This is a genomic window from Zunongwangia endophytica (assembly GCF_030409505.1).
Taxonomy (GTDB): domain Bacteria; phylum Bacteroidota; class Bacteroidia; order Flavobacteriales; family Flavobacteriaceae; genus Zunongwangia; species Zunongwangia endophytica.
Genome location: NZ_JAUFPZ010000002.1, coordinates 4,009,944 through 4,034,367 on the forward strand (window position 1 = coordinate 4,009,944; position 24,424 = coordinate 4,034,367).

The window sequence follows — 24,424 nt, forward strand, 5'->3', positions numbered from 1 at the left end:
TTAGTGGTTTCTAATAAGTGCTTAGAAGACCTTTAAATTCAGCGCAAGATAAATAGAAATGCAGAAATAGCGAGGAAGTTTGCTTTAAATAAAACCAAAATTTATTTCGAAACTCGGCTATAGGAGTAGAAATAAAAAGGGAGCGCTATAAAAAGAGCTCCCTATTTATCTAATTTGAGTTTTCAGGATTGTAGTTTTCTAACTTCTTCTTACATGTGATCACCAAAGAAAATGGCATTCATCAGTAATTTGTTGGTTCCGTACCAAAAAGCTCTAAAGTTAGTGTTATCTGTAAAATAGATGACGTTTCCTCTACCAAGACTGCCTTTTTTGAAAGGAACAGTGTTTTTAATTTCTTCGTTCTTTTCTTCACTTATATATCCACTCAATAACGGATCATTGGTATACTGGATTGGATTATTATAGCTTTGATCGTCTGCTTCAATAAAAGTAGTTGTATTTCTAAACAAAGCTAAATGATCGCTGGTATATCCAAAAGCTATAGGGTGGGAGCGATCCAATTTAGCTTCGAAAATAGCTCCACCAATTCCCTGTGCGCCATAAAAATCACGACGTTGCTCAAAGCTCACATTCTTAGCTTCTATATCACTACTTTTTATTTTTAAGTCAAGTAGTTTATTAGTGGTCAAAAATCTAGAAGCATTTCTATAAGCGATTAAAGTCCCGCCGTTTCTTATCCAGGTTTTAAGTTTTTCGGTATTACGCTCGTCTAGTGCAGATCTCCAACTATTCACTAAAATAATATCGGTGTAACGACTAAGATCGGCACGGCCAAAATTACGGGTATTCAATTTTGTGACTTTAATATCATAGCGTTGATCGAATAAATGCCAGATTTCTCCTGCATCGTAAGGAGTTATACCTTCACCAACGATAATCGCAATTTCCTGATTTTCTAACGGAAGGAAAAAACGACTTCCTAAATTAATTCCTGAAGTTAACCCTGTACCGACTGCATCGATTTCAATATTGGATGTTTCAGCAACATATTTTATAAAGTCGAAAAGCTCTTGTTTATTTAGCTTTTGATTCTGAACCGGGATCATAATACTTCCGTAGTCATATTTATTAGTTGCAGTTCCAAATTCCTGCATCGCCACTTTAGCTCGTAATCCTTTGTTTAAGATCATATTTAGCGCTTTTGGCGCATTGTAATCGTGCCATTCCATAACGTAAGCGTAATCGCTTTTTTCTACGGAGGGAATCTCTGGTTTTTCTAATGCTGAAATTTTATCTCCTGCATTTGCTAAAGAAGCGCTATCGGTATAATCTACATTAAAAGCTAATGGAAACGTCCAAGCTGAAATATCATAGAATAAGCTATCTTCAAAACTGGTTCTTTTTTCGAACATGGCTTCTACCAAACGATGCTGGCGTTGATTTTTCGGAATGATATAAGAAGAACCCGGTTTGTAGGTTTTTCCGTCCTCGGTAAATTCTTCTTCTACAGGGTGAATGTCAATTTGATGCCTTTTCATAATTTCAGCTAGATAATAAGCTGAATTTGCATCTTTGCTGCTCCCAAAAGCCCATTCTCCTTTGCCGGCAGAATTTCTGGCATTTTTATAAAAATCACGCTGATAATTCAACAATTTTACTCGCATGTTTTTAGCAGCTTCTAAAGTAGAAAGTGCTGCAGTAAATTGGTTTCTAATGGTAAAAGGAAAAGTTAATAATCCGTTATCGGTTTCCTGGGCGTGACCGCGAGAACTGGCTTGCTCGAATAAGATTCCGATACTTCCGTTGATGTCTGGAAATGTAGAGCCTTTTCCGTAGTAAAAATCATCGTAGCTTTCTTCAGTAAAATAAAAACTTCCTAATTTATCGAAAGCTTCAGCATGATAATTCCCAATTTCTCGAGTTAATTCCTGATTTAGATCTGGCGTTAGCGGATGTGTTCTTGATGGAATTCCCGGCTGAAAGAAAAATGAAGAATTAGAACCCATCTCGTGATGATCGGTTAGAATGTTAGGATACCAATCGTGAAATGTTTTGATTCTCGCTCTAGATTCTGGTAACTGTGCTGGCAGCCAGTCCCGATTAAGATCAAACCAGTAATGATTAGTACGCCCACCAGGCCAAACTTCGTCGTATTCGCGATCTTGTGGATCTGCATTAATATTGGCACTTCGATTAGTGTTTGCCCAGTATGCAAAACGTTGCAGACCATCTGGATTAAAAGAAGGATCAAATAGAATGATTGTGTTTTTTAGCAATTCTTGAATTTCTTCACCTTCGGCAGCAGCTAAATGATAAGCAGCAACTAAAGCAGCATTGGTTCCACTAGGTTCATTTCCGTGAATAGAAAAACCCTGATTTACGACAACCGGCATTTCTTTGATGTCCACATCTTCTGATCCTGCTTCAACTAAAGCTTTATGATTTTGTCGAATTTGATCTATGTTTTTAATGTTTTCTTCCGAAGATATTGTCAGTAATAATAAAGGTCTGCCTTCGTAAGTCGTACCACGATTTTCTAAGCTGATGCGTGGGGAAACTTCAGCAAGTTTAGTCATATAATTTACAAGGCGATCATGGCTTACATGCCATTGGCCGGGTACAAAACCGATAATATTCTGAGGTTTGGGGATTTCAGGATTATAAGTAATGTCTTTTGGTAAATAGTAATCGAGGCTTAAGGTATCGAAGTCTTGCGCCTGCGAAACAACTGAGAAAATTAGTAGTAAAAGCGTAATAACTCTGCTCATAATGTTATTTGGTTTGAGGTATGAAACAAAAAAACCGCTTCTGGTTGGGAAGCGGTTTGTAATTTATAGAAACTTTTTTTAAATATCATCAAAGCTAACATCGGTAAAATTCTCTGGAGCAGCTTTTGCTTCTACTGCACCGGTACCTTCGTAAGCTGGTTTGAAGTCTTTTTGGTGACGCTCACTAATTACCTCTTCACCTTTTTCATCAAGAATAAAATCTGTCATTTCCTGAAGAATTTCATTGAATCCTGCAAAATCTTCTTTGTAAAGGTAGATTTTGTGCTTCTTGTAATAGAAGGATCCATCATCATTTGTGAATTTCTTACTTTCTGTGATAGTTAAGTAGTAATCGTTGGCACGAGTCGCTCTAACATCAAAGAAATAAGTTCTTCTCCCTGCTCTTAATACTTTAGAGAATATTTCTTCTTTCTCCATCAATCCCTTGTCGCTCATAAAATAAAATTCTTTAAATGGTTTAGTATAGTTGACTTCAAAAATCTAAAAAAAATTAACATTTTACAAGAAATTTTCACATTTCTTTCTCATTTAACTGTTTTGCGTACAGTTCTTTATAATAGCCTTCTTTTTTAATTAGCTCATCGTGTGTGCCCTGTTCTACAATTTCGCCATCTTCAAGAATAATTATTCGGTCAGCATTTTTAGCTGAAGAAATCCTGTGGCTCACAATAATTGTTGTTTTTTCTCTCGAAATCTGGAACAGATTGCTAAGTATAGCTTCTTCAGTTTCTGTATCTACTGCTGAAAGACAATCGTCAAATAACAAGATTTGTGGATCCTGAATAATAGCTCTTGCGATCGAAACTCTTTGTTTTTGTCCGCCAGATAAGGTGATTCCGCGTTCTCCAAGAACAGTTTCGTATCCTTTGCTAAATCCTTCGATGTTTATGTGAACAGAAGCCGTTTTTGCAGCTTTTACAACTTCCTCGTCGGTAGCGTTTGTTTTTCCGAACTTGATATTATTACCAATAGAATCACTAAATAGAAAAGCATCTTGTGGAACATAACCAATGCTGCGTCTTAGATTATCTAAATTTAAGTTCTCAACATTTTTACCATCTATTTCAATAGCACCTTTATCTACATCGTAAAGACGCCCAATAAGATCGAGCACGGTAGATTTACCAGAACCTGTTTTACCAATAATCGCTAAAGTTTCTCCCTGGTTCACTTCAAAAGAGACATTTTTTAAGGCGGTTATATTAGTATCATCATAAGTAAAGGTCACATTTTTAAAGTTGACTTTACCTGTTATTTCGTCTTCGGTTTCTTTATGATTTTTAATTTCTGGCTCACTATCTAAAAATTCGTTGATACGTTCCTGTGAGGCTTCAGCTTGTTTTACTAAAGAAGTAACCCAACCAATAGAAGCTACCGGCCAGGTAAGCATATTTACATAAAGTAAAAATTCTACAATAATGCCAAGATTATCAATTTGCCCGGTAATATATTGTCGCCCGCCAACGTAGATTACAAGTACATTACTAATACCAATAAGTAACACCATAAGCGGGAAAAAGAATGCCTGAACTTTTACAAGATCAATATTCTTATCTCGGCTGGTATTCGAAAGATCGGTGAAATTATCGTCGGTTTGCTGCTCTAATCCGTATGATTTGATAACCGCAATTCCGCTAAAACTTTCCTGTGTAAAGGTGTTTAATTTAGATAAATACTGCTGAACAACCGTACTGCGCTTTTGTATCGAAACACTAAGTTTATAGATAGCAAAAGAAAGTATTGGTAGAGGAATTACCGTATATAGCGTTAAAATTGGTGCGGCCCGTATCATAAAGATTAATACCACAATAGTTGAGGTAAGCGTGGTTACCGTATACATTATCGCAGGGCCAAGATACATTCTTACTTTGGTAACATCTTCGCTAATACGATTCATTAAATCGCCGGTACGATTCTTCTTATAGAAATTAAGTGATAATTCCTGATAATGTTTAAAAACCACATTTTTTAGATCATACTCGATATGTCTGGAAACGACGATAAATGTTTGTCGCATTAAAAAGGTGAAAAATGCGGAAATTAGGGTAGAACCAACCAGCAATAAAATATTCTTAATAAGCTCTGCTTTTAACGCATCATAGTTGGTAAGTTCTCCATTAACATATTGCTCGATAGCATCGGTAGAATTACCAACAAGTGGAATAAAATATAGTCCGAATATCCTCGAAATAATGGTAACCACTAATCCAATTAGCAATTTCCACTTGTATTTTAGAAAGAATTTATTGAGTGTTCTTAAATGTTTCATCTTTAAAATAGATCTCTTATTTTTAAGAATATGATATTTTAACCATTATTTAATGATGTGAAATTAAAATATTCTTATTTTTGCAGCGTCATTTTTATGAAATTCAAAAATGACATTAATTTTAAAAACCCGCAAATTATGCAAGTTGATGTTTTAAATGCTAAAGAACTTAAAAAAGCTGCACCAGTGTTTGGACAGCTTTCGTTCGATAATCATGAACAGGTTGTATTTTGTAACGACAAAGATACAGGATTAAAAGCAATAATAGGTATTCATAATACAGTTTTGGGACCGGCTCTTGGTGGTACAAGAATGTGGAATTACACCAGCGAATGGGAGGCATTAAATGATGTATTACGTTTATCTCGCGGGATGACATTTAAAAGTGCAATTACTGGTTTAAACCTTGGTGGAGGTAAGGCGGTAATTATGGGTGATGCAAAAACTCAGAAGACGCCAGAGCTAATGAGAAGATTTGGTGAATATGTAAATTCTCTAAGCGGAAAATATATAACAGCCGAAGATGTTGGTATGGAAACTTCAGATATGGATATCGTAAGAGATGTAACTCCTTATGTTGCCGGAATTTCTGAAGAAAGAGGAGGAACAGGAAATCCTTCACCAGTTACCGCTTACGGTGTTTTTATGGGAATTAAAGCCGCCGCTAAATATAAATTTGGTACAGATGAACTTGAAGATCGTACAGTATTAGTACAGGGGATAGGTCACGTAGGTGAAGCTTTAGTTGAATATCTAACAAACGATGGCGCTAAAGTCTATATTACAGATATTAGCGAAGAACGTTTGCAAGAAGTACGTAATAAATACGGTGCAATTATTTTTGATGAAGCCGATATTTATAGTGCACAAGTAGATATCTACGCACCATGTGCTTTAGGAGCTACAATCGATGATGAAACTGTAAATCGTCTAAACTGTAAAGTTGTTGCCGGAGCGGCTAATAATCAATTGGCAGATGAGGTGAGACACGGGCAGATTTTAAGAGAACGTGGAATTGTTTATGCACCGGATTTTTTAATTAATGCAGGAGGAATAATCAATGTTTATGCTGAATTAGAAAAATACAGCAAACAAGAAATAATTTCTAAAACAGAAAATATTTATAATACCACCTTGCAAATCCTTGAAACAGCGGCAAAAGAAGACATGACGACACATTTTGCAGCGCTTAAAATAGCGAAGCAAAGAATAGATGATAGAAAAAAATCAAGTTTGAAGTAGCCAGAATCAAAATATTGATATTTTTGCAGGGCGAAAGAATAATCTTTCGCCCTTTTTAAATTCTAAAAAAGTTCTTTTACAATTATGTTGACAAGAAGACATATTCGAGTTAAGGTAATGCAGTCCTTATACGCATTCATCCAAAGTGAAAATGATAATCTTGCTAGCGAGGAGAAATTCCTGCTAAAAAGCATGGAAGAGATGTACGATCTTTTTCTGCTTCAGCTAAGTTTGTTTATCGAAATTAAAGCACACGCCCAAACTTTTTTAGAGCGCTCCCAGCAAAAACATCTTGCTACCCAGGAAGATAAAGATCCAAATAGAAAATTTGTTCAGAATAAAGTTTTTGAAATTTTAGAGCAAAATACGCAATTGGAGCAGTTAATCGACGACCGTAAGCTTAACCACTGGAAGTTTGATGATGAGTATATCGCAATCCTTTGGGAAGAGATAAAGAAAAGCGAAGTTTTTGCCGATTATATGGAAACTCGTGACAATTCTTTTAAAGAAGATAAAGACTTTGCTGTAGCGATCTTCAAAAAAGTAATTGCGCCTAATGACAAGATCTACGATTATTTTGAGGATAAGAAACTTACGTGGTTGGACGATCTTCCGATAGTAAATACTGCGGTGGTAAAAATGCTTCAGAAGCTTAAAGAAACAGCAGATACAGAGGATAAGCTTCCAAAATTGTTTAAATCTGTAGATGATAAGGACTTTGCCGTAAGTCTTTTCAGAAAAACATATTTAAAAGATGGCATGCTTTCTGAAGAAATGCAGGGAAAAACACCAAATTGGGATAAGGATCGAATTGCAGAGATCGATACCATCCTTATCAAATTGGCGATTTGCGAATTTTTAGAATTTTCTTCGATTCCGGTGAAAGTAACAATAAACGAATATCTGGAAATTAGTAAGGAATATAGTACTCCAAAAAGTAGTATTTTTATAAACGGAATTCTGGATAAGCTTTCTAAGGAGTATAAAAACGACGGAAAACTAAATAAAATGGGGCGTGGCCTTATGTAGTCTAGATTTTTTCTTAATTTTAAACCTTAAATAATTCATATTATGAAAAAAGGAATTTTATTAATAGCAGCGGTGGGAACAATGTTCTTTACATCCTGCAAAGACAGTGGTAGTAATGCTTCAGAAAAAGTGAAGGCTGAAAATGTTGATGCAGCAGCAGCCAGAGACTCTAAAGCAACTGTGTATCCTGAGTTATCTTTTGATGAAACTGAGTTTGATTTTGGAAACATACCACAGGGAGATCCAGTAGAACATGTATTTACCTTTACCAATACTGGTCAAGCACCTTTAGTAATTACTAATGCGAAAAGTACTTGTGGATGTACAGTGCCAGATTATCACAAAAATGAATCTATCGAACCAGGAGAAACTGGTGAGGTTCTCGTAAAATATAATGGATCTGGTAGAGGACAAGTACAAAAAACAGTAACAATTTCTGCAAATACAGAAAACGGACAAGAGAAAATTAAAATTAAAGCTTTTGTCGAAACCCCAGAAAACGCAAGCTAAAAGCGAGAATTACTATATATGGAGCAAATACAACAGTTTCTTCCTTTAATCTTAATGTTCGCGGTCGTGTATTTTTTTATGATACGCCCGCAAATGAAAAAGGCTAAACAGGAAAAGAATTTTATTAAAGAATTAAAAAGAGGAGATCGAATAGTTACCAAAAGCGGTATGCACGGTAAAATTATCGATTTTAGTGATAAAAATAATGCGGTAATTATCGAAACTGGCGCAGGAAAAATCACTTTCGATAAATCTTCGATTTCAAATGAATTGAGCCAAAAGCTTAACGAGCCGGCTAAACCTGTAAAAGAAGAAAAGAAGAAATAATTCAATTTATTTCGAATAAATAAAAATCCCTTCAGGAATAATTCTGAAGGGATTTTTTTATGCTGAAATTTCTTTAAAATGAATTTCTTAAAAACAGTGTCAAATTATCGAATCTTAATTTTTGGCATTAAGTTCGGCGATTTTTAAAATTACTTCAGTCGCTTTGACCATACTTTCTAATGGCACATATTCGTATTTTCCGTGGAAATTGTGACCGCCGGCAAAAATATTAGGGCAGGGAAGTCCCATAAAGCTTAGCTGAGATCCATCAGTACCACCTCTTATTGGTTTTATGATTGGCTTTACTTCAACTTCTTCCATTGCTTGTTTCGCCAACTTTACGATATGCATCATCGGTTCAATCTTTTCACGCATATTGCGGTATTGATCTTTTACTTCAACATTAACGCAGTCACTTTCGTATTGTTTGCATATTTCTATACCTAGATCTGCAATTACTTTTTTACGTGCTTCGAAATGCTTTTTGTCGTGATCACGAATTATATAATGCAGAATCGTTTCTTCTACATCACCTTTAATATTGCTAAGATGGAAAAATCCCTGTCTACCTTCAGTATGTTCGGGAGTTTCTAATCGTGGTAAGGAATTGATAAAATCCTGAGCGATATACATGCTGTTTACCATTTTGTCTTTCGCATAACCGGGATGGACGCTCTTTCCTGAAATGGTAACTTTGGCGCTGGCAGCATTAAAATTTTCGTATTCTAATTCACCAATCTGGCTTCCATCCATTGTATACGCCCAATCGGCTCCAAATTTTTTGACATCAAATTTATGTGCCCCTCGACCAATTTCTTCATCTGGAGTGAAACATACTTTTATAATGCCGTGTTCAATTTCAGGATGATCAATAAGATATTTCATCGCAGTCATAATTTCAGTAATTCCTGCTTTATCATCGGCTCCTAAAAGCGTGTTTCCGTCTGTAGTGATAATGGTTTGTCCTTCGTATTGCTTTAAATCCTCAAAGTATTCCGAAGAAAGAATAATATTTTTTTCAGCATTTAAAATGATATCACCACCGTCGTAATTTTCTATAATCTGCGGATTGATATTTGCGCCGTTAAAATCTGGTGAAGTATCAAAATGAGAAACAAAACCTATAATTGGCGTTTCCTCCTCTATATTTTTAGCTAAAGTAGCCATAACATAAGCATTCTCGTCGATACTCACGTTTTGCATTCCCATTTCTTCTAGTTCTTTAGCCAATTTATTGGCGAGAATCCATTGCTTCTCGGTGCTGGGAGTACTGTCACTTTCAGGGTCACTTTGTGTATCGATACTAATGTAGCTGATGAATCGATCTAAAACTTCTTGTTTATTGATCATATTTTTTGGTGTTAGTTGTCTAAAATTGGTTGATTTCTCGAAGTTATTCCTGAAATAAATTCTGAATAAACTCCTTAGGTACTTATTGGTAAACTATTTTTTATTTCAAGGCTTGTCTCGAAACATCGAATTTCGATTATAGATTCAAAATTAGCGAATTGGCTATCGGGTGCAAAACCTTTTAAGATTTAGTGTGTTCATTTTTACAATTCATTTATTTTTGCACAAACCAGCCGTTTATGTATAAGTCCTTAATTCGTCCGATTCTTTTTAAATACGATCCAGAGACGATTCATCATTTCGCTTTCAACAGTATAAGAAACCTGAATAAAATTCCGGGTGTTTCTCCAATTTTAAAATCGAAATTCAGTAATAATGATCCGCGTTTGGAGCGTGAAGTTTTTGGGTTGAAGTTTAAAAACCCTGTAGGATTGGCAGCGGGCTTTGATAAAGATGCGAAATTATACAAAGAATTATCGAATCTTGGTTTTGGATTTGTAGAAGTGGGCACGGTAACTCCTAAACCACAACCCGGTAATGAGAAAAAAAGGATGTTCCGGTTAAAAGACGATCAGGCTATTATCAACCGTATGGGTTTTAATAATGGCGGAGTTGAAGAAATGATTCAACGTCTTAAAAAGAATGCCGATGTACTTATTGGTGGAAATATTGGGAAGAATAAAGTAACGCCAAACGAAAAAGCTGTTGAAGATTATAAGATTTGTTTTGAAGCCTTATTCGATTACGTAGATTATTTTGTAGTGAATGTTAGTTCGCCAAATACACCTAATTTAAGAGCGCTACAGGATAAAGAACCATTAACGCACTTGCTTAAAACTTTAATGGATCTAAACATCGCTAAGCCAAAGCAAAAGCCAATATTGCTAAAAATTGCACCAGATCTTACCGATTCTCAGTTATTAGATATTATTGAAATTGTGCAGGAGACCAAAATCGACGGCGTTATTGCAACCAATACCACCATAAGTCGCGAAGGATTAGTTTCTGAACATAAAGATGAAGCTGGTGGTTTAAGCGGAAAACCCTTAACCAAAAGATCAACAGAGGTGATTCGATTTCTTTCAGAGAAAAGCAATAAGTCTTTCCCTATTGTTGGTGTGGGTGGGATTCATAGCGCAGATGATGCTATCGAAAAGTTAGAAGCCGGGGCAAGTTTAGTACAATTGTATACAGGATTTATTTATGAAGGACCTGCGCTAATCAAAGCCATTAATAAAAAGATCCTCGAAAAGTATCCAAAATCATAATTTTAAAAATTCTATTCAAGATTAAAATTAAAACCATTTGCTAGAACAGCTTATACCTTTTTTTACGGCTACAATCTTACTAACCTTAGCACCCGGGCCAGATAATATTTATGTGTTAGTGCAGGGCATGGTGAATGGTAAGAAACACGCAATCATCACGGCTTTGGGTTTGGTTTCAGGTGTATTAGTGCATACCACTTTGGTGGCCTTTGGAGTTTCAGCAATTATTAAGCAATCGGAAAGCATATTCTTAATTATTAAATGTTTTGGCGCTGCATATTTGTTTTACCTCGCCTATAAAGTTTTTAAAAGCGATCCAAATATTGCTTTTTCTGCGGAAGGAATTCAGCAAAAAAGTCTGTTTGCTTTATATCGACAGGGATTTATAATGAATGTGCTAAATCCTAAAATTACGATTTTCTTTTTAGCATTACTACCGGGATTTTTGTGGGAACCAGAAGGGAACACGGTAATTCAATTCTATATTTTGGGATTACTTTTTATGCTTCAGGGATTTTTGATTTTTGTATTAGTAGCGATTTTAGCCGGAAGCATTTCACGATATCTTCAAAAACATCAAAATGCGGGGGTCGTTTTAAAATGGACTCAGATCGTGGTTTTTATCGGAATAGGGATTTTTATTCTTCTGTAGTTAATATTCCATTTTTATTGAAAAGAGTATTTCAATATTCACATCATTTTAATATTTCTGAATAAGATTTAGATTTCGTAATCAAAATCTAAAAGGTATCTTTGGGAATATGGGAGAGATTAAACTTATCGAATGTCCTAGAGATGCAATGCAGGGAATTAAAGAATTTATTCCTACGGAAGCTAAAGCAAGGTACATCCAATCCTTATTACAGTGCGGTTTTGATACCATCGACTTTGGTAGTTTTGTTTCTCCAAAAGCTATTCCGCAGATGCGAGATACTGCAGAGGTGCTTTCTAAGCTTGATCTTAGTAGAACCCAAAGTAAATTATTGGCTATCGTTGCGAATACTCGCGGAGCTGAAGATGCTTCTCAATTTCCTGAAATAGATTACCTAGGATATCCATTTTCAATTTCAGAAAATTTCCAAATGCGTAATACGCATAAAACCATCGAGGAGTCTGTTGATATTCTAAAAGAAATATTAGATGTTGCAGCGAGGTCTAACAAAGAAGTTGTGGCATATTTATCTATGGGATTTGGAAATCCTTACGGTGATCCCTGGAATGTGGATATTGTGGGAGAATGGACCGAGCGACTTTCGAATATGGGCGTAAAGATATTGTCGCTTTCGGATACGGTGGGAACTTCAACAGCAGATGTGATTAGTTATCTTTTTTCAGAATTGATTCCGAAATTTCCTAATATTGAGTTTGGTGCGCATTTGCATACAACACCAAGCACCTGGTTTGAGAAAGTTGATGCTGCCTTTACTTCAGGTTGCTATCGTTTTGATGGAGCGATACAGGGATTTGGCGGATGCCCAATGGCAAAAGACGAACTTACCGGTAATATGCCTACCGAAAAAATGGTTTCCTACTTCAACACAAAAAAGCAAAATTCAAATATCAGAATGGGTAGTTTTGAGGCTTCTTTTAATAAGGCTACAGAAATTTTCAGTAAATATCAATAATGATATTTTAACTTTTCTTCTTATCATTGCCATCTTCAATTTATAATTTCTGTTTTGAAAATCAGTTTCTTAGGAATTTTCCTACTTTTTATCAATTTTTCTTCTTTAGCGCAGTCTGATTATTCTAATCAGATGAAAGCAGATTCAGTATTGTATTATCTGGAGCAAGCTAATAAATCTTTATTTAATGATTTCGATGAGGCGATTGTCGGTCTAAAAAAGTGTGATGAGTTTGTAAAAGATCTTGATGATCCTAAACTTAAGGCAGAAATTATTCGAAAGTGGGCTATCGCGTATTACGTGAAAGGAGTTTATTATAAGTCTCTAAAAGATTTTTTAAAGGCTGAAAAAATATACAGATCGATAGATGACTATGAAGGTATCGGAAAATGTTTAAATGGTCTTGGCCTTATCCAGCAAGGTATGGAGCGACACAATATTGCCATTGAATATTTTCGCCAGGCAATTGAATATTACAATCAATCTGAAAATAAATACGCAGCCGCACCGGCGGTGATCAATATCGGTGTATCTAAATTACAATTGGGGCATTTGGATGATGCCAAGGCAGTTCTGGATAGTGCGCTAATTATGTCTAGAGCAGCAAATAGAAAAGATATTGAACACTTAACGATGAATCACCTGGGAGATTTAGCGTATCAAAAGGAAGAAATTTCTACCGCAATAAATTACTTCGATAGTGTATTGAATGATAAATCTGCACCAAATAACTGGGAGAAATCTTTCGCATTTTTCGGTTTAGCAGAGAGTTACTTTTATTTGGGGAATTTGGCTAAAGCTGAAAGAAATGCACTTGAAGCTTTAAATTTTGCTGAAATAAACGATTCGTTTTATGAGTTAGAAAAAATTACAGGAATTCTTTTCAATATCTACGAGCAAAAAGGAGAATCAAATAAAGCGTTACAATATTCGAAACAGCATAATATTTATGGGGATTCGCTATACAATCAAAAGCGTTTAAGATCTATCGATCTTCTTAATTTGGAAAGTAAAGAAGAGGATAATCGTAGGTTGCGATTGGAAAGAATGGAGAAGGATAGACAACTTTCCCGTAATAAATTAATCATTGCTATTCTACTTGGCGTTGGTGTTGTGCTGAAGGTTATTTTATTTTTCAGGATAAAAACGTATCGACAAAAAGAGAAATTTAGAAAAACAGTAGAAGAGAAGAACGAATTAATCGTTCAGAAAAACGAATTAATTACAGAACGTAATAAAGAGCTGGCCAATCTTAATAAAAGCAAGGATCGATTATTTTCAATCTTGTCTCATGATTTAAAGTCGCCTATTGGTTCTATTCAGAAATTGCTTGAACTTATTAAAATAGGCGAATTCTCTGAGAAAGAACAAGCAGAGCTGCTTGACGAAATGCTTAAACAGGTATCGGCAACCTCTACCATGCTGCAAAATTTATTGCAATGGGCTAATTCGCAATTAGAAGGTTCTAAAATGCATTTGGAAGAAGTGGTGCTACCAAAAAGAGTGCGAGAAATTATGGAAGCTCATTATTTGGTAGCGAAATCCAAAGACATTCAGATAAAACACGATATACCGGCGAGTTTAAGTGCTATTATTGTTGACAAAGGTCATTTATCTATCATACTTCATAATTTAGTAAGTAACGCCATAAAATTCACACATCAGCATAAAGAAATTAAAATCCATTACGAGGAGGATGAAGAGTTTGTTTATTTTAAAATAAAAGATGGTGGCGAGGGGATTTCTGAAGAGCGAATAGCGCAAATACAAAATTTTAATACCCAGTTAATGTCTGAATTAGGCACAAATATGGAAACCGGAACGGGTATTGGGTTGCTATTAGTAAAGCAATTTTTAGAAATGAATAATGCAACTCTCGATATTAAAAGCTATACCAATGAGGGGTCAGAATTTATTATTCGTTTCAGAAAAAAGACAGATTAATGATTTATTCACTTTAGCCTAATGCATTCTGCCTAAAACTGTGTATATTTGCATGCAATTAAATTCTTAATTGCCATGATTGCACACGAATCCAAAATTCTGGGAGAAGGGCTAACATATGATGATGTTCTTTTAGTCCCTGCCTTCTCTGAGGTTTTACCGCGCGAAGTAAATATCCAGACAAAATTTACCAAAAACATTACGATCAACGTTCCTATTGTTTCAGCAGCGATGGATACCGTGACAGAATCTCGTATGGCGATTGCCATGGCTAGAGAGGGAGGTATAGGTGTTCTACACAAAAATATGACGATAGAGCAACAAGCTTTAAAAGTGCGTAAAGTAAAACGTGCTGAAAGCGGTATGATTATCGATCCTGTAACCTTGCCAATTTCCTCTACTGTACAAGATGCTAAAGACTTGATGAAAGAGCATAGCATTGGTGGTATTCCTATCGTTGATGATGAAGGAAAGCTAATAGGTATTGTGACTAATCGTGATCTAAGATTCGAGAAGCATAATAAGCGTCCTATTGCTGAGGTGATGACTTCAGAAAATCTTGTAACTGTTGCAGAAGGAACATCCCTAGATCAGGCAGAAGATATTCTTCAGGAAAATAAAATTGAAAAACTTCCGGTAATCAATAAAGATAAAAAACTGGTTGGTTTAATCACTTTTAGAGATATTACTAAATTAACTCAGAAGCCTAACGCTAATAAAGATAGCTACGGAAGATTAAGAGTTGCTGCGGCAATAGGAGTGACCGGTGATGCTGTAGAAAGAGCGGAAGCACTTTACAATGCAGGCGTCGATGCAATTATCATTGATACCGCACACGGTCATACCAAAGGAGTAGTTTATGTCTTGAAAGAAGTGAAAACTAAATTTCCTGAGTTAGAAGTAGTGGTAGGAAATATAGCCACTGGAGATGCCGCTAAATATTTAGTAGAAGCAGGAGCTGATGCTGTAAAAGTAGGAATAGGGCCAGGTTCTATTTGTACAACTAGAGTTGTAGCCGGTGTTGGTTTTCCTCAATTCTCTGCAGTGCTTGAAGTTGCAGCAGCGATTAAAGGTACAGGAGTGCCTGTAATTGCAGATGGCGGTATTCGTTATACAGGTGATATTCCAAAAGCTTTAGCTGCAGGTGCAGATTGCGTAATGCTTGGTTCACTTTTAGCAGGTACTAAAGAATCCCCGGGAGAAACTATTATTTACGAAGGAAGAAAATTTAAATCTTACCGCGGAATGGGATCTGTAGAAGCAATGAAAAAAGGTTCTAAAGATCGTTACTTCCAGGATGTAGAAGATGATATTAAAAAACTAGTTCCTGAAGGAATTGTTGGTCGTGTACCGTACAAAGGAGAGCTAGAAGAGAGTATTCATCAATTTGTAGGAGGCTTAAGAGCCGGAATGGGTTACTGTGGAGCTAAAGATATAGAAGCTTTAAAAGAACATGCTAAATTTGTGAAAATCACCTCTTCAGGTATTCACGAAAGTCATCCTCATGATGTTACGATTACCAAAGAATCTCCAAACTATAGTCGATAAGTTTTTTTATTATTAGATATAAAAAAAGCCCGCAATTGCGGGCTTTTTTGTTTTATTCCTGCAAAATTTTAGTTTGAATTTGCATTATTACTATCTGCAGAAGGTTGCGTAGTATTTACTTCTTCTATCGATATTCCTAATTTTTCCATTACTTTTTCGGTAATATCACTTCCTTGTTGTGAGTATGCTAAAGCACCACCGCCGGCATGGAAGATTTGTGTGTAACCTTCTTCGTTAATCACTTCTTGCATTACAGCGTCGATCTTTTTGTATAATGGTTGGGTAAGTTCATTACGCTTCATTTGCATCATTACCTGTGAGCGTTGGCGAAATTGTTTAATTTCGTTCTCTAAACCAAGTATTTGATTTTCACGTTGTTTTTTAACGTCTTCAGTAAAAACAGCCGTGCTATCCTGATAATTCTTTATAAGGCCTTCGTAAGATTGTATCGCATTTTCAACATCGGTCTGTAAAGACTCGTTATATGCTTTAACTCCGTTATTTATATCATTGATTTCAGGCATTTTAGATATAATATATTCTGCATCTATAGTGCCTATTTTACTCTGTGCGTTAGCGGCTATTGCTAAAAATAAAAATGTAATTAATACGCTAAATTTCTTCATTTTTTGTCTCTTGTTTTGCGCAAATATAATAGGGAGTAGTAATAAAACATAGAAATTTTTGCGAAAATGGTACTTTGTGTTACTTCAAATTAGTTTCACTTCAGATTATATTCAGTAAAAAACAAGCACTGCTTGATAATCAGTAATGTTATATCTTGCAGAACCTCTAGGAATTCTTATTTTTGCTCCACTTAATAAGAAATTTCAGAAAAAAACGTTTTTACTGAAGTTGAAAGAATTGTTTACCTGGTTTGAAAATAGTATTTAAAGCAATTTTTATAAGCTTTATATTGGTTTTGGTGATTTCTTGTGATCTTTTTAAATCTCAGGATGACCGAAAGGTAGTGGTGCGGGTAAATAATTCTTATTTGTATGAAGAAGATATAGCAGATCTTGTAGGCGATGGGATATCTAAAGAAGATAGCTCGATTATCGTAAACGGTTATATAAATCGTTGGGCAACACAGCAATTGCTTATAGATAGGGCTAAATTAAATCTCCCTGAGGAAAAGCAGCGCGAGTTTAATGATTTAGTAGAGAATTATAGAAATGAGTTGTATACCAATGCGTACACCGATGCTATAGTTTCACAAGAATTAGATTCTGTCTTTAATGATTCGGTAATTTCAGACTATTATTTAGAGCATAAAGAAACCTTTAAATTAAGTCAGGATCTCGTTAAATTGCGATATATAAATTTAGAGGCGAATAATACGAATCTTGATAAAATTAAAAAGTGGTTTGTTCGTTTTAAAGAAGAGGATAAAAAGAAGTTGCAGGAAAATGCACTTCAGTTTAAAAATTATTCGTTTAATGATTCTGTTTGGGTAAAAACCTTAACTGTTTACGACAAGATCGTGCCATTAAGTGTAGGAGATCGAGCGAAATTACTGCAGCAAGACAAATACATAGAATTAAAGGATTCACTAGAAACGTATTTAATCTATGTGAACGAAGCGCTTAAGAAAAATGACGAAGCGCCGTTAGAATATGCAAGACGAACCGTGGAACAGATTTTGCTTAATAAGCAAAAGTTGGAGTTGGTTAAGCAATTGGAAAAGGATATTACTAAAGATGCAATTAAAAACAATCAATTTGAGATTTACAATTAAAAAAGGTTTGATGTTGGGAGCGCTACTGATGGGCATAAATGCAGGAGCACAAGAGATTATCGTAACCGATAGTACATCGATACAGCCAGAAGATGAGTTGGTGCAAAACCAACCTATATCTGAGGATGAAGGTTCTCGTAGAAAAGTAGACGGGATAGCCGCGGTAATAGGAGATTATATTATTCTTGATAGTGACGTAGATTTAACAAGAAAAGATATTCAATCTCAGGGTGGTAGTACAGCCAATGTAACCGACTGCCAATTGGCAGGTTCTTTAATGGAGAATAAGCTATACGCTCACCAAGCGATTCAGGATAGTATTGTAGTGCCAGATGCGCAGATCAATAATTATATCGATCAGCAAATTGCAGGAATGGTTCAGCAATTAGGAGGTATGGAAGATGTTTTAGAATTTTATAAAAGAGACTCTGAAGCAGAATTTAGAAATGAATTATTCGAGCTGAATAAGCAAAGTCAGCTGGCTCAAAAAATGAGACAGAAGATCGTAGAAAATATTGAGGTTACTCCTGAAGAAGTTCGACAATATTTTGATGAGATTCCTAAAGATTCACTTCCAGTATTCGGTGATGAGGTAGAGATTTCTGAAATTGTTATAAAACCTGAAGTTCCTGAAGAAGAAAAGCAAAAAACGATCGATCGCTTAAATCAGTTTAGAGCCGACGTTTTAGAAAACGATTCCAAATTCGCAACCAAAGCGATTCTTTATTCTGATGACACACAAACCGGTGGTGATATTTTAAGTTTAGGAAGAAAAGATCCTTTTGTAAAGGAATTTAAAGATGTAGCTTTTTCTTTAAGAGAAGGAGAAATAAGTGATCCTTTTGAAACGGTATATGGTTATCATATCGTTCAGTTGGTAAAAGTGAGAGGTCAGGAAATCGACGTTCGTCATATTTTGTTAATTCCAGATGTAAACAACGCTGCTGTAGAAAAAGCAAAAGAAAAAATTGATAAAGTAAGAGAGAAAATTGAGAACGGAGATATCGAATTTGCACAAGCTGCCAGAGAAGTTTCAGATAGAGAGGAAACAAAATCTGACGGTGGTAAAATGAGAAATCCTACTACTGGTGATTCTAGATTTGAGCAAACAAAATTAGATACCAAATTATATAATCAAATTTCAGATTTAAAAGAAGGAGAAATTTCTTTTAGAATTACAGAGCAGGATAACATGGGGCGTCCAATTTATAAGATTATAAAAATGGATAAAAGAATTCCTCAGCATACTGCAGATTACGGTACAGATTATATGAAAATTAAAGATCTGGCACTTCAGGATAAAAGAATCAAAGCAATCCAGGAGTGGCAGAAAGAAAAAATTCAGGATACTTACGTTAAAATCAGCGGAAAATACCGAGATTGTGAGTATACTAGCAATTGGTTAAAAAAATAAAACTTACTACTGAATGTCTGACATTAGCTTACTAGAAAATTTTGTAAAAAAGCATCAAAGCTTAAAAGATGAAATAGCAAAAGTAATTGTTGGACAAGAAAAAGTTATAGATCAAATATTGCTCTCCGTATTTTCCGGGGGGCATTCTTTGTTAATAGGTGTGCCCGGATTGGCTAAAACCCTTATGGTAAACACCATTGCAAAGGCGCTAGGATTGGATTTTAAACGCATTCAGTTTACTCCAGATCTAATGCCGAGTGACATCTTAGGATCAGAGATCCTGGATGAAAAGCGAGAGTTTAAATTCTTAAAGGGGCCTGTGTTTACCAATATTTTATTGGCAGATGAGATTAATAGAACTCCGCCTAAAACTCAGGCCGCATTGTTGGAAGCTATGCAGGAAAAATCGGTTACAGTAGCGGGAACGCGGTACGATCTTTCTTCACCCTATTTTGTGTTAGCAACACAAAACCCCATAGAGCAGGAGGGAACATATCCTTTACCCGAGGCTCAATTAGACCGATTTATGTTCGCCATAAATTTAGAATACCCAAGTTTTGAAGAAGAAGTAAATGTGGTTAAGAATACAACCACAGACAAAAAATATGATATTCAATCTTTATTTACTGCGGATGAGATAAGTGATATTCAGCAGGTGATAAGAAAAATGCCTGTTGCAGATAATGTTATTGAGTATGCTGTAAAACTGGTTGGCAAAACTCGCCCCAATACAACGGCGGCACCAGAGCTCGTGAAAAATTACCTGGATTGGGGTGCAGGACCAAGAGCATCACAAAACCTTATTCTAGCGGCGAAAACTCACGCAGCAGTCAACGGTAAGTTTTCTCCTGATAAAGAGAATGTTCAGGCTGTAGCGATAGGTATACTACGCCATCGTATTATAAAAAACTACAAAGCAGAAGCCGAAGAAGTTACTTTAGAAGCCCTAATCAAAGAACTATTCTAGAAATATCGAAGGCTTATTATTCAGAATCTCTTCATTTTAAATTAGCCAGTATTATAATTTGAAGTGTTTACTAGTTCTACGGCATATTCATTTTCGCTCATTCCGAATTCTTAAAAAAATTATAAATAGATAATTAAGAATGGCTATAAATAAAACTGATTAGTAATATAACAGCTTTAAATTTGCTGAATTCGTATTAATAGTGTTTTATTTTTAATAAGTTAGTTATTGATCCTGTTTATTGTTGGCTATAATTGAAGATCGTTTATTTGCAGGTTCTTCCTTCAGCCCTTTTACTCAAACCTTTTAGGAACCGTTTTCGTTTTCGATATCCGGCTATTTTTCTTATTTTTGCTAGACTTTTTTAGAACAAAAAATTATAAAAACAATGGCATACGATATTGATATGATCAAGAAGGTTTATGGCCATATGGCAGATCGTGTTACTAAAGCACGTGATGTTGTGGGTAAACCTTTAACACTTGCAGAAAAAATTCTTTATTCTCATTTATGGGATGGTGAAGCAACTACGGCTTACGAGAGAGCGAAAGATTATGTTGAATTCTCTCCAGATAGAATTGCATGTCAGGATGCAACTGCGCAAATGGCTTTATTGCAATTTATGCAGGCTGGTAAAAAGAAAGTTGCCGTACCTACCACAGTGCACTGTGACCACCTTATCCAGGCAAAAATGGGAGCTGCAATCGATCTTCAAAGTGCCAATAAATCAAGTAGTGAGGTTTTCGACTTTTTAGAGTCTGTTTCAAATAAATACGGAATTGGTTTTTGGAAACCAGGAGCCGGGATTATTCACCAGGTAGTTTTAGAAAATTATGCATTCCCAGGTGGGATGATGATTGGTACCGATTCTCATACTGTAAACGCAGGTGGATTAGGTATGGTAGCTATTGGTGTTGGTGGAGCTGATGCTGTAGATGTTATGGCAGGTATGCCTTGGGAACTTAAATTTCCTAAACTTATCGGTGTTAAGTTAACCGGTAGCCTTTCTGGATGGACAGCACCTAAAGATGTAATTCTTAAAGTTGCAGGTATCTTAACTGTAAAAGGTGGTACCGGAGCAATTATAGAATATTTTGGTGAAGGAGCTCGTTCTATGTCTTGTACTGGTAAAGGTACAATTTGTAACATGGGAGCTGAAGTTGGTGCAACCACTTCAACTTTTGGTTATGATGAGTCTATGGAGCGTTACCTAAAAGCTACAAACCGTGCAGATGTGGCCGACGCAGCAAATGCTGTGAAAGAACATTTAACTGGTGATGATGAGGTTTATGCAAATCCTGAACAATATTTTGATGAAGTTATCGAAATTAATCTTTCAGAATTAAAGCCTCATTTAAACGGACCTTTTACTCCAGATTTAGCGACTCCAATTTCTGAAATGGGAGTAAAAGCAAAAGAAAACGACTGGCCAATAAATGTAGATTGGGGACTAATTGGTTCTTGTACTAACTCTTCTTATGAAGATTTAACTCGTGCTGCATCTATTGCACAACAGGCGGTAGATAAAAAGATAAAAGCAAAATCTGATTTTGGTATCAACCCAGGTTCAGAGCAGATTAGATTTACTGCAGAGCGTGACGGATTGCTTCAGATTTTTGAAGATTTAGATGCTACTGTATTTACAAATGCTTGTGGACCATGTATTGGACAATGGGATCGTAGCGATAGAAAAGGTGAAGAAAAGAATACTATTGTACATTCTTTTAACCGTAACTTCTCTAAGCGTGCCGATGGTAATCCAAACACACATGCTTTTGTAGGTTCTCCAGAAATGGTTGCCGCAATTGCAATTTCAGGTCGTCTTGATTTTGATCCAACTAGAGATAAGTTGATTAACGAAGATGGAGAAGAAGTGATGTTGGACGAGCCTAAAGGGATAGAACTTCCAACAAAAGGTTTTGCTGTAGAAGATGCAGGTTATGTTGCTCCTAAAGAAGATGGTAGTAGCGTAGAAGTAAAAGTAGCGGAAGATAGTGAGCGATTAGAATTGCTTACTCCTTTTGAGCCTTGGGATGGTAAAAATCTAACAGGTGCTAAACTTTTAATCAAAGCATGGGGTAAATGTACTACAGACCATATTTCTATGGCTGGACCTTGGTTACGTTACCGTGGGCACTTAGACAATATCTCTAATAACTGTTTAATTGGAGCTATAAACGCTTACAATAAGAAAACAAACTTTGTAAAAAGTCAGATTACCGGCGAATACGACGGTGTACCGGCTGTACAGAGAGAATATAAAAAAGAAGGAATTCCAACAGTTGTGGTAGGAGATCATAACTACGGGGAAGGATCTTCTCGTGAGCATGCTGCAATGGAGCCACGTCACTTAGGTGTTAAAGTGGTAATTGTAAAATCTTTCGCTCGTATTCACGAAACAAACCTTAAGAAACAAGGGATGTTAGGACTTACTTTCAAAAATGAAGAAGATTATGATCTAATTCAGGAAGACGATACATTCAACTTTATAGATCTTGAGGATTTTGCTCCAGACAAGGACATTACTGTAGAGATCGTTCATGCAGATGGATCTAAAGATACAATTAAGACAGAGCATACTTACAATCAACCACAAATTGAGTGGTATAAGCATGGTTCTGCTTTAAACTTAATCAAAAAGCAAAATGCTGCTTAATTAAGTTATTGAATTTTTTAAAAAACTCTCGCATACTGCGGGAGTTTTTTGTTTTCAGCTATTTTTACATTGAAATTTTAGAGAATGAAGAAGCTTTTTCAAAACGAGTGGGTAAATATTATTCTAGTTGTTATTATAATAGCGATGGTCTTACCGCAAACGCGAAAGCCTATTGCTATTGTTTTTAATAAACTTATTGCCTCCAGTCCCAAATTGACTGATGAAGAAGACCGACAAAAAATTGAATCTTATAACTGGACTTTGGAAGATCGTTTTGGGAATGATGTTAATTTTAGCCAATATCAAGATCAGGTTATTTTAATTAATTATTGGGCGACCTGGTGTCCGCCCTGTATTGCGGAAATGCCGAGTTTGCAGAACGTTTATCAAGATTATAAAGATGAGGTGGTTTTTCTTTTTATAAGCGGAGAAGAACTAGAAACAAGTCAGGGATTTATGAATGCTAAAGGCTATAATTTACCTGTTTATCGAATGAAAACGAATTATCCCGATCCTCTAGAGGGTTACAAACTGCCTACGTCTTATCTAATCGATAAAAATGGCGCAATAGTGATTAAGAAAGAAGGCGCTGCCGACTGGAATAGCACTAATTTCAGAAATACACTAGACAAGCTTTTAAAAAATTAGGGCTTTAGTTTTCTGAAAAATGACGTAATAAATTCAGGGTCAAAAAGGCTAAACATGATTTTTAAGTCTGTTTTTCTCGAAGTTTCTTCATCTAAATAGGCAAAAATTTCTTCTACTGAGTTCTTTTCATAGAAATTGGTGAATATCTGTTCTCCTTTTTCATTTCTTCTGGCCAGAACATCAAGAAAAATACGATCATATTGCTTAAACTTTTTTCTGAAGAGATCTTTTGAAGGTAAATGTCCGGATTTGATATTTTTGATAATCTTTGAAATCTTCTTTTCAGTATGCTTAAAGGAATAACCGGTTGAAGCTTTTACCCAACCGCCGCCAGTACCGATCTTGGTAATTTCAGCAGCATTTTCTTTATCGAAAGGAAAATCCGTCATTGGTATAATTCCCTGTTCTTCCCTAAGAATCTCGTAGGAATCTAGTTTAAGGTAATCTTTTATGTATTTTTTTAGCTGTTCATCATAGATAGCTTCTTCAGTAATATAGGGCGTAAAAAAAGTGTATTCAACTAAAGCTTCGGTTTCTGAAAATGGTAAAATGTAAGTAAAGCTTGTGCTATTTTTATAGGTAAGTCTAAAATCCATCATTGTAAATTCATCTGGATTAAAAACAGGTTTCTTCGCTTTTATATGGTAGCCTTTAAAATGCTGATAAATTTTGGTGTAATCTTCAGTTTCTAGATATTCTGAGGATACTCGGCTATCGAAAAAATGAGTGGCGTTGTAAGATTTACTCTTCCCTACAGCCTTCATTTTAACCGTATCGATTTCAGTAATCTCGTCTTCAATTAAAGAAATATCTTCAGATTTTCGAATTTCATCTAGAGCGTATTCAAAAAACGCTTCCGAAGGCAACATTTTATAGGAATAGGGAGTTAGTTCGAGCTCTTTTTCAGTAAAAGTTGAAATGAATTTTCCTTTAGACCATTCTGCTGAAATTAAAAAATCCCAGCGACCACGGTTTTTTTCCCAATAGCACCAGGTTTTCTCTTTATTAATCGCGAAGGAAGGATCTACAATGGCGATCTTTTTTCCTTTAAAGAATACGTCGTCTTTAAGGCGTAAGGCTAATTGAAGTCCCGCTAACCCGCCGCCAACGATTACATAATAATATACCGGGCCTAGCAT

20 protein-coding genes are annotated in these 24,424 nt (G+C 35.6%); 14 read left to right on the top strand and 6 right to left on the bottom strand.

Going from position 1 to position 24,424, the window contains the following annotated elements; all coding sequences use genetic code 11:
* Nucleotides 1-209: 209 nt before the first annotated feature.
* The 3 genes from QWY91_RS17595 to QWY91_RS17605 form a co-directional block, all read right to left on the bottom strand.
* Nucleotides 210-2,729: a M14 family metallopeptidase gene (locus QWY91_RS17595; RefSeq protein ID WP_290236811.1), complete on the bottom strand. Its 2,520-nt coding sequence runs from the start codon at nucleotides 2,727-2,729 to the stop codon at nucleotides 210-212.
* 78 nt (nucleotides 2,730-2,807) lie between these two features.
* Entirely contained in the window at nucleotides 2,808-3,185 is a 378-nt protein-coding gene (locus tag QWY91_RS17600) for a PUR family DNA/RNA-binding protein (RefSeq protein ID WP_290236812.1), read from the bottom strand.
* Between the two features lie 76 nt (nucleotides 3,186-3,261).
* Nucleotides 3,262-5,019, bottom strand: a complete 1,758-nt coding sequence (locus QWY91_RS17605; RefSeq protein WP_290236813.1) for an ABC transporter ATP-binding protein — start codon at nucleotides 5,017-5,019, stop codon at nucleotides 3,262-3,264.
* Nucleotides 5,020-5,157: 138 nt separating this feature from the next.
* On the opposite strand from QWY91_RS17605, the gene QWY91_RS17610 reads away from it, so the two are divergent.
* From QWY91_RS17610 to yajC, 4 genes are all read left to right on the top strand, one after another.
* On the top strand, nucleotides 5,158-6,261 hold the full coding sequence (locus QWY91_RS17610) for a Glu/Leu/Phe/Val family dehydrogenase (protein ID WP_290236815.1): 1,104 nt from the start codon (nucleotides 5,158-5,160) through the stop codon (nucleotides 6,259-6,261).
* 84 nt (nucleotides 6,262-6,345) lie between these two features.
* Nucleotides 6,346-7,290, top strand: coding sequence for a transcription antitermination protein NusB (locus QWY91_RS17615; RefSeq protein ID WP_290236817.1), 945 nt, complete (start codon nucleotides 6,346-6,348; stop codon nucleotides 7,288-7,290).
* A gap of 42 nt (nucleotides 7,291-7,332) precedes the next feature.
* A complete protein-coding gene (locus tag QWY91_RS17620; RefSeq protein WP_290236818.1) occupies nucleotides 7,333-7,800 on the top strand; it encodes a DUF1573 domain-containing protein in 468 nt (155 codons plus the stop codon).
* A gap of 18 nt (nucleotides 7,801-7,818) precedes the next feature.
* Nucleotides 7,819-8,127, top strand: a complete 309-nt coding sequence (gene yajC, locus QWY91_RS17625) for a preprotein translocase subunit YajC (RefSeq protein ID WP_290236820.1) — start codon at nucleotides 7,819-7,821, stop codon at nucleotides 8,125-8,127.
* Between the two features lie 114 nt (nucleotides 8,128-8,241).
* On the opposite strand, the gene pepT is transcribed toward yajC, so the two are convergent.
* A complete protein-coding gene (gene pepT, locus QWY91_RS17630) occupies nucleotides 8,242-9,477 on the bottom strand; it encodes a peptidase T (protein ID WP_290236821.1) in 1,236 nt (411 codons plus the stop codon).
* Between the two features lie 239 nt (nucleotides 9,478-9,716).
* On the opposite strand from pepT, the gene QWY91_RS17635 reads away from it, so the two are divergent.
* From QWY91_RS17635 to guaB, 5 genes are all read left to right on the top strand, one after another.
* A complete protein-coding gene (locus tag QWY91_RS17635) occupies nucleotides 9,717-10,745 on the top strand; it encodes a quinone-dependent dihydroorotate dehydrogenase (protein ID WP_290236823.1) in 1,029 nt (342 codons plus the stop codon).
* 37 nt (nucleotides 10,746-10,782) lie between these two features.
* Entirely contained in the window at nucleotides 10,783-11,397 is a 615-nt protein-coding gene (locus QWY91_RS17640; RefSeq protein WP_290236824.1) for a LysE family translocator, read from the top strand.
* Between the two features lie 109 nt (nucleotides 11,398-11,506).
* Nucleotides 11,507-12,370 carry a hydroxymethylglutaryl-CoA lyase gene (locus tag QWY91_RS17645; protein WP_290236825.1) on the top strand — a complete coding sequence of 288 codons (864 nt, stop codon included), beginning with the start codon at nucleotides 11,507-11,509 and terminating at the stop codon, nucleotides 12,368-12,370.
* A 132-nt stretch (nucleotides 12,371-12,502) separates the two neighbouring features.
* Nucleotides 12,503-14,314, top strand: coding sequence for a tetratricopeptide repeat-containing sensor histidine kinase (locus QWY91_RS17650; protein ID WP_290236826.1), 1,812 nt, complete (start codon nucleotides 12,503-12,505; stop codon nucleotides 14,312-14,314).
* Between the two features lie 75 nt (nucleotides 14,315-14,389).
* Nucleotides 14,390-15,862 carry an IMP dehydrogenase gene (gene guaB / locus QWY91_RS17655; RefSeq protein ID WP_290237126.1) on the top strand — a complete coding sequence of 491 codons (1,473 nt, stop codon included), beginning with the start codon at nucleotides 14,390-14,392 and terminating at the stop codon, nucleotides 15,860-15,862.
* A gap of 68 nt (nucleotides 15,863-15,930) precedes the next feature.
* Here guaB and QWY91_RS17660 read toward each other — a convergent pair whose 3' ends face one another.
* Nucleotides 15,931-16,488, bottom strand: a complete 558-nt coding sequence (locus QWY91_RS17660; RefSeq protein WP_290236827.1) for an OmpH/Skp family outer membrane protein — start codon at nucleotides 16,486-16,488, stop codon at nucleotides 15,931-15,933.
* 251 nt (nucleotides 16,489-16,739) lie between these two features.
* On the opposite strand from QWY91_RS17660, the gene QWY91_RS17665 reads away from it, so the two are divergent.
* From QWY91_RS17665 to QWY91_RS17685, 5 genes are all read left to right on the top strand, one after another.
* Nucleotides 16,740-17,600, top strand: coding sequence for a peptidyl-prolyl cis-trans isomerase (locus QWY91_RS17665; RefSeq protein ID WP_290236828.1), 861 nt, complete (start codon nucleotides 16,740-16,742; stop codon nucleotides 17,598-17,600).
* Nucleotides 17,563-19,014: a peptidylprolyl isomerase gene (locus QWY91_RS17670; RefSeq protein ID WP_290236830.1), complete on the top strand. Its 1,452-nt coding sequence runs from the start codon at nucleotides 17,563-17,565 to the stop codon at nucleotides 19,012-19,014. The genes QWY91_RS17665 and QWY91_RS17670 overlap by 38 nt, the downstream gene beginning before the upstream one ends.
* A gap of 13 nt (nucleotides 19,015-19,027) precedes the next feature.
* Nucleotides 19,028-19,981, top strand: coding sequence for an AAA family ATPase (locus QWY91_RS17675; protein ID WP_290236831.1), 954 nt, complete (start codon nucleotides 19,028-19,030; stop codon nucleotides 19,979-19,981).
* Between the two features lie 388 nt (nucleotides 19,982-20,369).
* Nucleotides 20,370-22,637 (top strand): aconitate hydratase, encoded by a 2,268-nt coding sequence (locus QWY91_RS17680; RefSeq protein WP_290236832.1) that lies wholly within the window; start codon nucleotides 20,370-20,372, stop codon nucleotides 22,635-22,637.
* Nucleotides 22,638-22,721: 84 nt separating this feature from the next.
* Entirely contained in the window at nucleotides 22,722-23,285 is a 564-nt protein-coding gene (locus QWY91_RS17685) for a TlpA family protein disulfide reductase (protein ID WP_290236833.1), read from the top strand.
* Here QWY91_RS17685 and QWY91_RS17690 read toward each other — a convergent pair.
* On the bottom strand, nucleotides 23,282-24,424 hold the full coding sequence (locus QWY91_RS17690) for a lycopene cyclase family protein (protein ID WP_290236834.1): 1,143 nt from the start codon (nucleotides 24,422-24,424) through the stop codon (nucleotides 23,282-23,284). The two genes, QWY91_RS17685 and QWY91_RS17690, sit on opposite strands and share 4 nt — an antisense overlap.

Excerpts from the sequence above, each read along its gene's own strand:
- QWY91_RS17685 (WP_290236833.1), top strand. The coding sequence starts at position 22,722 with ATGAAGAAGCTTTTTCAAAACGAGTGGGTAAATATTATTCTAGTTGTT.
- pepT (WP_290236821.1), bottom strand. The coding sequence starts at position 9,477 with ATGATCAATAAACAAGAAGTTTTAGATCGATTCATCAGCTACATTAGT.
- yajC (WP_290236820.1), top strand. The coding sequence starts at position 7,819 with ATGGAGCAAATACAACAGTTTCTTCCTTTAATCTTAATGTTCGCGGTC.
- QWY91_RS17660 (WP_290236827.1), bottom strand. The coding sequence starts at position 16,488 with ATGAAGAAATTTAGCGTATTAATTACATTTTTATTTTTAGCAATAGCC.
- QWY91_RS17645 (WP_290236825.1), top strand. The coding sequence starts at position 11,507 with ATGGGAGAGATTAAACTTATCGAATGTCCTAGAGATGCAATGCAGGGA.
- QWY91_RS17605 (WP_290236813.1), bottom strand. The coding sequence starts at position 5,019 with ATGAAACATTTAAGAACACTCAATAAATTCTTTCTAAAATACAAGTGG.
- QWY91_RS17600 (WP_290236812.1), bottom strand. The coding sequence starts at position 3,185 with ATGAGCGACAAGGGATTGATGGAGAAAGAAGAAATATTCTCTAAAGTA.
- QWY91_RS17675 (WP_290236831.1), top strand. The coding sequence starts at position 19,028 with ATGTCTGACATTAGCTTACTAGAAAATTTTGTAAAAAAGCATCAAAGC.
- QWY91_RS17635 (WP_290236823.1), top strand. The coding sequence starts at position 9,717 with ATGTATAAGTCCTTAATTCGTCCGATTCTTTTTAAATACGATCCAGAG.
- QWY91_RS17680 (WP_290236832.1), top strand. The coding sequence starts at position 20,370 with ATGGCATACGATATTGATATGATCAAGAAGGTTTATGGCCATATGGCA.
- QWY91_RS17620 (WP_290236818.1), top strand. The coding sequence starts at position 7,333 with ATGAAAAAAGGAATTTTATTAATAGCAGCGGTGGGAACAATGTTCTTT.
- QWY91_RS17610 (WP_290236815.1), top strand. The coding sequence starts at position 5,158 with ATGCAAGTTGATGTTTTAAATGCTAAAGAACTTAAAAAAGCTGCACCA.
- QWY91_RS17650 (WP_290236826.1), top strand. The coding sequence starts at position 12,503 with ATGAAAGCAGATTCAGTATTGTATTATCTGGAGCAAGCTAATAAATCT.
- QWY91_RS17595 (WP_290236811.1), bottom strand. The coding sequence starts at position 2,729 with ATGAGCAGAGTTATTACGCTTTTACTACTAATTTTCTCAGTTGTTTCG.
- guaB (WP_290237126.1), top strand. The coding sequence starts at position 14,390 with ATGATTGCACACGAATCCAAAATTCTGGGAGAAGGGCTAACATATGAT.
- QWY91_RS17615 (WP_290236817.1), top strand. The coding sequence starts at position 6,346 with ATGTTGACAAGAAGACATATTCGAGTTAAGGTAATGCAGTCCTTATAC.
- QWY91_RS17690 (WP_290236834.1), bottom strand. The coding sequence starts at position 24,424 with ATGCTAGGCCCGGTATATTATTATGTAATCGTTGGCGGCGGGTTAGCG.
- QWY91_RS17670 (WP_290236830.1), top strand. The coding sequence starts at position 17,563 with ATGCAATTAAAAACAATCAATTTGAGATTTACAATTAAAAAAGGTTTG.